General features: G+C 38.1%; 6 protein-coding genes and 1 pseudogene. All 7 read left to right on the top strand.

Going from position 1 to position 8,500, the window contains the following annotated elements; genetic code table 11:
* The first annotated feature begins 1 nt into the window (after position 1).
* Positions 2-1,942, top strand: coding sequence for an AAA family ATPase (locus tag QGT73_RS10310; RefSeq protein WP_280122388.1), 1,941 nt, complete (start codon positions 2-4; stop codon positions 1,940-1,942).
* Positions 1,943-2,007: 65 nt separating this feature from the next.
* Positions 2,008-3,036: pseudogene (locus tag QGT73_RS10315) on the top strand (virulence RhuM family protein).
* 79 nt (positions 3,037-3,115) lie between these two features.
* Positions 3,116-5,710: a KAP family P-loop NTPase fold protein gene (locus tag QGT73_RS10320; protein WP_280122389.1), complete on the top strand. Its 2,595-nt coding sequence runs from the start codon at positions 3,116-3,118 to the stop codon at positions 5,708-5,710.
* A 253-nt stretch (positions 5,711-5,963) separates the two neighbouring features.
* A complete protein-coding gene (locus QGT73_RS10325) occupies positions 5,964-6,164 on the top strand; it encodes a hypothetical protein (RefSeq protein ID WP_280122390.1) in 201 nt (66 codons plus the stop codon).
* The gene (locus QGT73_RS10330; protein ID WP_280122391.1) at positions 6,151-6,753 is read left to right on the top strand and encodes an ATPase; all 603 of its coding nucleotides are present in this window, start codon (positions 6,151-6,153) and stop codon (positions 6,751-6,753) included. Before QGT73_RS10325 ends, QGT73_RS10330 begins: the two co-directional genes overlap by 14 nt.
* A gap of 296 nt (positions 6,754-7,049) precedes the next feature.
* Complete coding sequence (locus tag QGT73_RS10335) at positions 7,050-7,250, top strand: hypothetical protein (protein ID WP_280122392.1); 201 nt, start codon at positions 7,050-7,052, stop codon at positions 7,248-7,250.
* Positions 7,237-7,848 carry an ATPase gene (locus QGT73_RS10340; RefSeq protein ID WP_280122393.1) on the top strand — a complete coding sequence of 204 codons (612 nt, stop codon included), beginning with the start codon at positions 7,237-7,239 and terminating at the stop codon, positions 7,846-7,848. The genes QGT73_RS10335 and QGT73_RS10340 overlap by 14 nt, the downstream gene beginning before the upstream one ends.
* Positions 7,849-8,500: the final 652 nt, after the last annotated feature.

Below are 8,500 nucleotides of genomic sequence, written 5' to 3' on the forward strand. Positions count from 1 at the left end.
TATGCAAATACAAAAAATAATATTTATAAATCGCGCTCCATTTGAACATCTTGAATTAGATTTTAAGCAGAATGGAATTAATGTCTTGACTGCAATAAATGGTAAAGGAAAAACAACAATTATTTCTCATATTGTTGATGCGTTCCATGAACTAGCGCGAGAGGCATATCCGTCGACTTACGAAGGTAAAGAAAATAAGTTCTATCGAGTATCTTCTTCTTTGTTTAATCTTGATAGGTCTAAATATTCTTTGGTTTATATCCGATTTATTGACGATGACGACCAAATTGATTATCTTGATTGTCGAGGGCGTATTACTGCGGATGAATTTAAATCAATAGTTCCAGATATACTTATAGATTATGATAGATTAAAGAATATACTAGACAACGCACCTTGTGCTAAAATAGCCTCTTCAAATTGCATAAAGACGAAAATAGAGCGTCTCTACGAGAATAATGTTATAACATATTTCCCTGCTTATAGGTATGAACAGCCTGTTTATCTTAATGATCCATATAAACAATCTAATCATTTTAAACAGGAAGCTATTTGGGGTGGAGTACTTCCAAATCCAATCGAAGTTATTACGGGGTTGAGGGATTTGTCTAATTGGATTTTAGATGTTGTTCTCGATGGGGAAGTATATCCTCATTACACTCCTCCTATAAAGATGCCTGATGGTTCGATAAAAAGAATTGACATCACTCCAGAAAAAAATGTATTGACAAATTTAAACAATATAATTACACAAATATTATCTTCTAAAAAAATAGGAGCACTCCGATTTGCAATTAGCAAACGTAATAACAGCGGCCAGCGAATAAACATTGTTACCCATGATGGAAGCTCAGCAGTTGTACCCAATATTCACTGCCTTTCTTCGGGGGAAGCGGCTTTATTATGTATTTTTGGAGAGATCCTGAGACAGGCTGATAATTTAAATATTAATATTGAGCCCACGCATATAAAAGGTATTGTATTAATTGATGAAATCGAGAAACATCTACATATATCTCTTCAAAGAGTAGTGCTTCCTCAATTATTCAAAATATTTCCAAATGTGCAATTTATAATCAGCTCCCATTCACCCTTTTTTAATATGAGTTTAGCTGAAATGATAAAAGACAGAAGTATATTGATAGATTTGGATAATAATGGAATTTCTGTCGCGCCAGAAGAAAATGGTCTTTATAGAGAAGTTTATGAAATGATGACCCAAGAAAACCAAAGATATGCGACACAAGTCGCATCTTTGTCAGATTCTATAAAGGATATTAAACGCCCAATAATAATTACAGAAGGTAAAACTGACTGGAAACATCTTAAGGCTGCATTATCCTCTTTCAAAGAGAATGGAGAATACACTGATCTCGATATCGAGATTGTTGAATACGAATTTGATTTCGGAGATTCTAAGCTACATAATTTGTTAAATCAATATGGTCAGTTCCCGCAACGTTATCCTATAATAGGAATATTTGATTGCGATGAAGCAAATGGTAAAAATATTCATAAGGAAGGGGGGCAAAGAGATTATGGTCATAATGTATGGGGCATATCAATAGACATCCCTTCATATAGGACTTATAATACATTAGGAATTTCAATTGAATTTTTATATCAGGACGCAGATTTAAAAAAAGAGGATGATAATCACCGTCGACTTTATGTTTCTTCAGAATTTAATGAAAATGGTAGATTAGAAGCCAATTTACAGATTGGAGTTAAGAATATCCATGATGTAAAAAAATACATAAATCCTTCTCAAGAAAAAATCCAATGTGATGAGGTTATTGACCTTAATGGGAACAGCCTTGCTCTATCAAAGGAACAATTTGCGGTCAATATTTTAAATAAGACTCAGCCTTTTGACAGTATGGATTTTAGTGCATTTCATTGCGTTTTTGACAAAATTAAGAATCTTATAAATCAAGGATAAACAAAATATTAAGAGGGTTTTATCTAAACTATAGACTTGTTAACGAGCATGATTCTGATATTTATATGGCGAAGAAGCTTAAGATACGAAATAGTACGGCGGAGTTCCTGATCTTTCAGATTGAAGGGAAAGAATCAGGCGTGCAGGTAGTATACCACGATGAAACAGTGTGGTGCACACAGAAGGCTATGGCGCAGTTATTTGACTGCTCTGCTGATAATATCGGGCTGCATCTGAAAAATATATATGAAACCGGCGAGTTGACGCAGGAGGCAACTACCGAGAATTTCTCGGTAGTTCAAACCGAGGGAGAGCGTCAGGTCAACCGTAATCTGAAATTTTACAATCTCGATGCCATTATCAGTGTCGGGTATCGCGTGAACAGCACAAGAGCGACGCAGTTCAGGCAGTGGTGTACGTTTATTTTGCGCCAGTTTGCTATCCGTGGCTATGTGATAGACAAGAAGCGGATGGAGAACGGTGCGTTCCTCAATATCGACTATTTCGAGCATCTGTTAGCCGAGATTCGAGAGATTCGTCTCAGTGAGCGGCGGTTCTATCAGAAATTGACGGATATATACGCCACGGCTATCGACTACAACCGGGATGCGCCTACAACCAGACTGTTCTTCAAGAAGATTCAGAATAAGATGCACTATGCTACGCATGGTCATACTGCCGCCGAGCTTATTGTAGAGCGTGCCAATGCCGAGAAGTAGCACATGGGTCTGACCACTTGGGAGAACGCACCCGAAGGAAAGATTGTCAAGACCGATGTCAGCATTGCCAAGAACTATCTCAAAGGTAATGAACTTGAAATTATGGGACGTCTTGTCAACGCAGTTCTCGATATGGCAGAGGTCATGGCGAAACGGCATATCCCAATGACGATGGAGGACTGGGCAAAGCGTATCGACATGATTCTTGAAGCTACTGACAACGCGGTTTTGCAGGATGCCGGAAAGATTACCGCCGACTTCGCAAAGGCCTTTGCCGAATCCGAGTTTGAGAAATACCGTGTCATTCAGGACCGACTATTCCAATCGGACTTCGACCGCTTCAATGGCGACATCATTCCACTTGACATAGAATAAGCCTATTCCGTTACGAAGGTATGAGTTTTGATACGATGGTAAAAGGTACATAGTTTCAATCTATAATAGAATATTGATTATGAAAAAGTTGTATCTATCTATAAAAGGACTTTATATTTCATGTAAGAAGTTCTTAAAAGATAACCTTGCTTCTATTGTAAAAGGTACTACTATATCCCTTCTTATCATATTATTGGCAATATTAGTCATTCCTATTGTCAATGGTTTGATTTCTAAATATATTGAACCGTATTCAGTAAGATTACTTGATTTAGATAAAAAGATATTTGTCGTTATTGATTGTACTATAATCATACTCGCCTTTCTGATACTCACCATTACGATTTACAAATTTAGGAACAATAAATTTTGGCACTTCCCATCTCTTCCTTTTTACATATTCCTTTTTGTAAGCATAATATGGGGGTATGAGAGTTTTATCTCTAACGAATGGGTGCAACTGGGTATTTTCAATACAGGTTTGACATACAGCTCTCTTACAATATTTCTTCTCTTTACTGTGCTTATCGTCTATTTTGTCTTCTGGAGTAAATTCTTATGGGCGCAAATCAGAAGACGAAGAGATAAAGAAGTTAGGGTACTTGAAAGAATATCCCAAAGAAAGGATTATGTCTACACAGATGATGGACCTATAGTACGAGCTGAAGAAGATATCCTCGGTAGAAAAACATTTGCTCGCAATATCGCCAAATGGATATATGATCTAGATGTTCAGAAAGGTGCTTGCTCCATAGCTATCAACTCGCCATGGGGTTATGGCAAAACATCATTTCTAAATCTTATAAAAGAACAGGTTGCGATGAATGATGGTTCTATCATCATGGAGTTTTCCCCATGGCATTTCAGCCCATCTTCAGATATAACAAAAATGTTTTTCTCAAGGCTTGAAAATGACTTTAAAGATATAAATAATCAACTTTCCGACTTTTTTGCGGAATATGCTGATTTGCTAAGTGACACAGAGTATTCATTTGCTCAGAAGTTACTTAGAGGCAAGAAAGATTATAAAACCTTGATGACTGATATTTCCAGCCTGCTGAAAGTATTAGGTAGAAAATTGATTATTATAATCGATGATTTCGATCGACTTTCCTCTACAGAAATTCAAGAGGTTCTGCGTTTAATCCGTGGAAGCGCCAATTTCCCAAATTTCATCTTTCTTACAGCTTTTGACAAAGATTATGTTCAAATAGCGTTAAGTGAGTCTTCAAAAGCCATAAACCCTCACTATATTGAAAAATTCTTTGAGCATGAATATAATCTTCCTATTTATAGTAAAAAAGTTTTGAAAGGAAGGATTATAGAGATTGCAAAACAATTCATGGATGAGGATGATTTATATAATTTCAAGGAATATATAAGTCAAGACAATTCCTTATTCAACAAAGGTTATGTATTTGAGCCATTGGGTAATCTCAGAGGAATCTATCGCTGGATGAATAGTATTTCTGTGAAATATAAAGTCCTCAGGTCTGAATGCATAATCACTGACCTGGCAGACTTGGAATTGCTAAACATGCTCTTCCCCAAAATTTATTCTGCCCTTGAGCAGGATACGGAAACCTATCTAATTGCTGATCATGGTGACAATTATACATTATGGGATGGGACAAAAGTTTCTGAAGATCATCTCACATGGTTCAATAAAAATGCTCATGCAGATTTGAAAAAGACAAAGGTTTATACCGACATTCCTGAATCCGATAGAAAAGATCTTGATGACATATTAGATCGTTTATTGCCCAAATATAGTTGGCATGCTTGTCCCAAATCCTTTAGAGATAGCAATTATACCTATCGTTACTTCTATCAAGATTTAAGTGACAATGATATGAGTGATGAAAAATTTATCGAATTTATAACGCAACCACTTGATGTCGTAAAAGAAATTCTTGACAAAGATGAAGATGGTCTATATCTCAGAAGGATATGGCTACATAGCAAGGATCAAGTCATAGAATCAAAGGAGGTAATTGAATGTTTACTTCCTGTCATGTATTATGCAATGGCCAGATATTGTAAGTATTTTGTCTTTGAAACGATATCTAAATATTTGGAAAAACTTGAGCTGACAGAGATTGAGAGGAAAAACAAACTCATTACCCTTATTAATGCCAATGGATTTTCATTTGGAGTATTAGCTTGCTATTCATTATGGAATCGAGAGAGGTCATTATGGCATAAATATCTCAGTGACGAAGAGATGAATTGCATATTGAAAAATATGCTTCAATATTCCATTGAAGAAGGGTTGTCTTATGAGAACGTTAGAGAATGTCATATGAGAGCTTCTATAATATCTAAAGTAGAGAATGATGTGGGAGAACAAGTAGAAAAGGAAGTATTCCCCATCGCTGAAATAGAGGAAATATACCAAACTTATATCGCAGGATCCCTTGTAAATATTATTCCAAACCTAATATGGTATCATAGAATAGGAGGCGACCCTACAGGAGAGTTTTATATCTCTACAGATTTCACTAGGTACTGGGATAATTGGACTTCATTTGAGGACTTTTGTGGCAACAATGGGATAGAAATCAATATTGATAATGTCTATATTAATGAGTTCAAAGCGTTTGTTGAGGCGTATAATGGAAATGGGAACAAGCCTTTGAAATTCGAATTCAAGAACATTGAATTGCTTAGATAAATCTAGAAGGGTTTTCTCGTCCTTTATGCAGCAAGGGTTAATGTTTCATAACTCCTTTGAAGAGGTTGGAATACAGGTTATTAAAGAAATGAGTTTATTAAATGTCGAATTAATGGATCATCCGTTTTGGATACTTTGGATACTCCATAGGCATAACGATGATGCGGATTACTGAAAATAGCGAAGTCGGTTCAGACTTTTTTCGTAACTTTGGCGTTGAATAAGAAAAGATTATATTATGTCGGAAGAGCAGATGAATAGTTATCGACTTACATCGATGGAGGAGCCGGGCGACGAGCGCATGGCTCAGATTATGCGTGAAGTCGCCGAAGATGCCCGAAAAAGCACCCGACGGGCTGCCGAGCGTGTGGCTGCTGGAATTGAGGCTGCCTCACTTGAGGCTCGTGCAAGAGTTGAAGAAACCTTAAACAAACTTCGCAATGGCGACAAGTGAACACAAGCCGGTTCTGATCGTGATTGCAGGGCCAAACGGGTCGGGCAAGACTTCCGTGACCTCAAAGATTCTGCATCATGAGTGGCTGGAGGATTCGGAGTATATCAATCCCGACAATGTCGCCCGCGATCTGTTCGGCGACTGGAACAATCAGGCATCGGTTCTCAAAGCTGCCAACTATTGCAATGAATGGAGGGAAAGATGTCTTGCTGAACGCAAGAGCCATATCTTTGAGACTGTGATGTCAGCCACCGACAAAATCGATTATATTCTCAGAGCGAAGCAAGCCGGATTCTTCATCCGTCTCTTCTTTGTCTCCACCGAATCCCCCACTATAAATGCTAAGCGAGTCGCTAACCGCGTGCTAAATGGCGGTCATGATGTGCCTATTCCCAAAATCATATCCCGCTACGATAAGTCCATCGCAAACTGTATAGCCTTGGCTCCATATGTCGATAGGCTATATGTCTATGACAATTCAATTGAGGATGCGGAAGCGAGGCTTCTCTTCCGACTGAGCGAAGGAGAGCTTGTGAAACGCTATGTTGAGGAGCTTCCCGACTGGGCTTCAACTATCCTTCCGAGATAGAAAACGGCAAAGTAACCGATGTCATTCCTACGAATTTGAATATCCATATTTGTACCATGTAATACCAATATATTGGTAATCATATATGGTTAGATTTGAGGAAGTGAAGTAAGTTTCCAATTCAATAATAAAAAAAGAATGTAACTCAATGTGAGTTACATTCTTTTTTTATTTGTACGCTTTCAAACAAATACTTGTTTCCTTTAATCTGCAAAACAAAATTAAGGTTGGTTCAGACTTTTTTCTTAACTTTGGCGTTGAATAAGAAAAGATTATAGATTATGTCGGAAGCAGAAATGAATAGTTATCGACTGACGTCGATGGAGGAGCCGGGCGACGAACGCATGGCACAGATTATGCGTGAAGTTGCCGAGGATGCTCGCGAAAGCACCCGCCGGGCTGCCGAGCGTGTGGCTGCCGGGATTGAGGCTGCTACGCATGAGGCCCGCGCAAGAGTTGAAGAAACCTTAAACAGGCTTCGCTATGACAGCAAGTGAACATCGGCCAGTCCTGATTGTGATTGCCGGGCCTAACGGGTCGGGCAAGACTTCCGTGACCTCCAAGATTCTACATCATGAGTGGCTGGAGGATTCGGAGTATATAAACCCCGACAATGTCGCCCGCGATGTATTCGGTGACTGGAACAATCTGGAATCTGTTCTTAAAGCAGCCAACTATTGCAATGAATGGAGGGAAAAATGTCTTTCAGAACGCAAGAGCCATATATTTGAGACTGTGATGTCAGCCACCGATAAGGTCGAATACATTCTCAGAGCAAAAGAAGCGGGATTCTTCATCCGCTTGTTCTTCGTATCCACTGAATCTCCAACCATCAATGCAAAACGTGTCGCTAACCGAGTGCTGAATGGCGGACATGATGTGCCAATTCCCAAAATCATATCACGATACGATAAGTCCATCGCAAACTGTATAGCCTTGGCTCCATATGTCGATAGGCTATATGTCTATGACAATTCAATTGAGGATGCGGAAGCGAGGCTTCTCTTCCGACTGAGCGAAGGAGAGCTTGTGAAACGCTATGTTGAGGAGCTTCCCGACTGGGCTTCAACTATCCTTCCAAGTAAGAAACGATAAAGTAACCGATGTCATTCTCATGAAATTAAATCTCCGTATTTGCGCCAAACAATACCAGCACATTGATAATCAAAATAGTCACAATCAATATATACGCCTAATCCACCTCTCAGATGATTTTGTACCCCACTGGACATGCCAATTTCTACCTGTTGCTTTATCTAAAAGTATGAATTGATACATGTTTTTTGTGGGGTATAATTCAAATGAATTTAATCCATTATACCAAGATAAATCTTCATTACTTAATATCGCTGAAAATTCGTCTTTAGATTTTAGTGACCATTGTATTAGCTCTAATTTGCCCGTTTGAGTATCTAACTTAATGAGGGTGTTGCAGAACTCCTCTGATTAAAGCCTCTGAGAATTGAATATTTTAGAATAATCTGGAATTTTTCGAGATTAGTTCGTATATTCGATTCTCAGGAAGTTGAAAACCGGGCATACACTAAAAAAACAGCGAAAATCGGTCTTTTCAGGCCGATTTTTGTATGTTTTTATGCAATTTCAGGATATTAACGTGAGTTCGATATAAGAGTTCAGTTATCCAATAATAAAACAATCAGCCATTTAGCATAAAACTAAATGGCTGATTTTCTTGGTATTCTCGCGAAAAATTCGTAAATTTATAGTGTCCAATTATAACATTTAC

Origin of the sequence: Duncaniella muricolitica (assembly GCF_910574735.1) — a bacterium.
GTDB lineage: Bacteria > Bacteroidota > Bacteroidia > Bacteroidales > Muribaculaceae > Duncaniella > Duncaniella muricolitica.

What these genes read in the sequence shown, in the direction of transcription:
- QGT73_RS10310 (WP_280122388.1), top strand. Translation starts at nt 2, where the DNA reads ATGCAAATACAAAAAATAATATTTATAAATCGCGCTCCATTTGAACAT.
- QGT73_RS10335 (WP_280122392.1), top strand. Translation starts at nt 7,050, where the DNA reads ATGAATAGTTATCGACTGACGTCGATGGAGGAGCCGGGCGACGAACGC.
- QGT73_RS10340 (WP_280122393.1), top strand. Translation starts at nt 7,237, where the DNA reads ATGACAGCAAGTGAACATCGGCCAGTCCTGATTGTGATTGCCGGGCCT.
- QGT73_RS10325 (WP_280122390.1), top strand. Translation starts at nt 5,964, where the DNA reads ATGAATAGTTATCGACTTACATCGATGGAGGAGCCGGGCGACGAGCGC.
- QGT73_RS10320 (WP_280122389.1), top strand. Translation starts at nt 3,116, where the DNA reads ATGAAAAAGTTGTATCTATCTATAAAAGGACTTTATATTTCATGTAAG.
- QGT73_RS10330 (WP_280122391.1), top strand. Translation starts at nt 6,151, where the DNA reads ATGGCGACAAGTGAACACAAGCCGGTTCTGATCGTGATTGCAGGGCCA.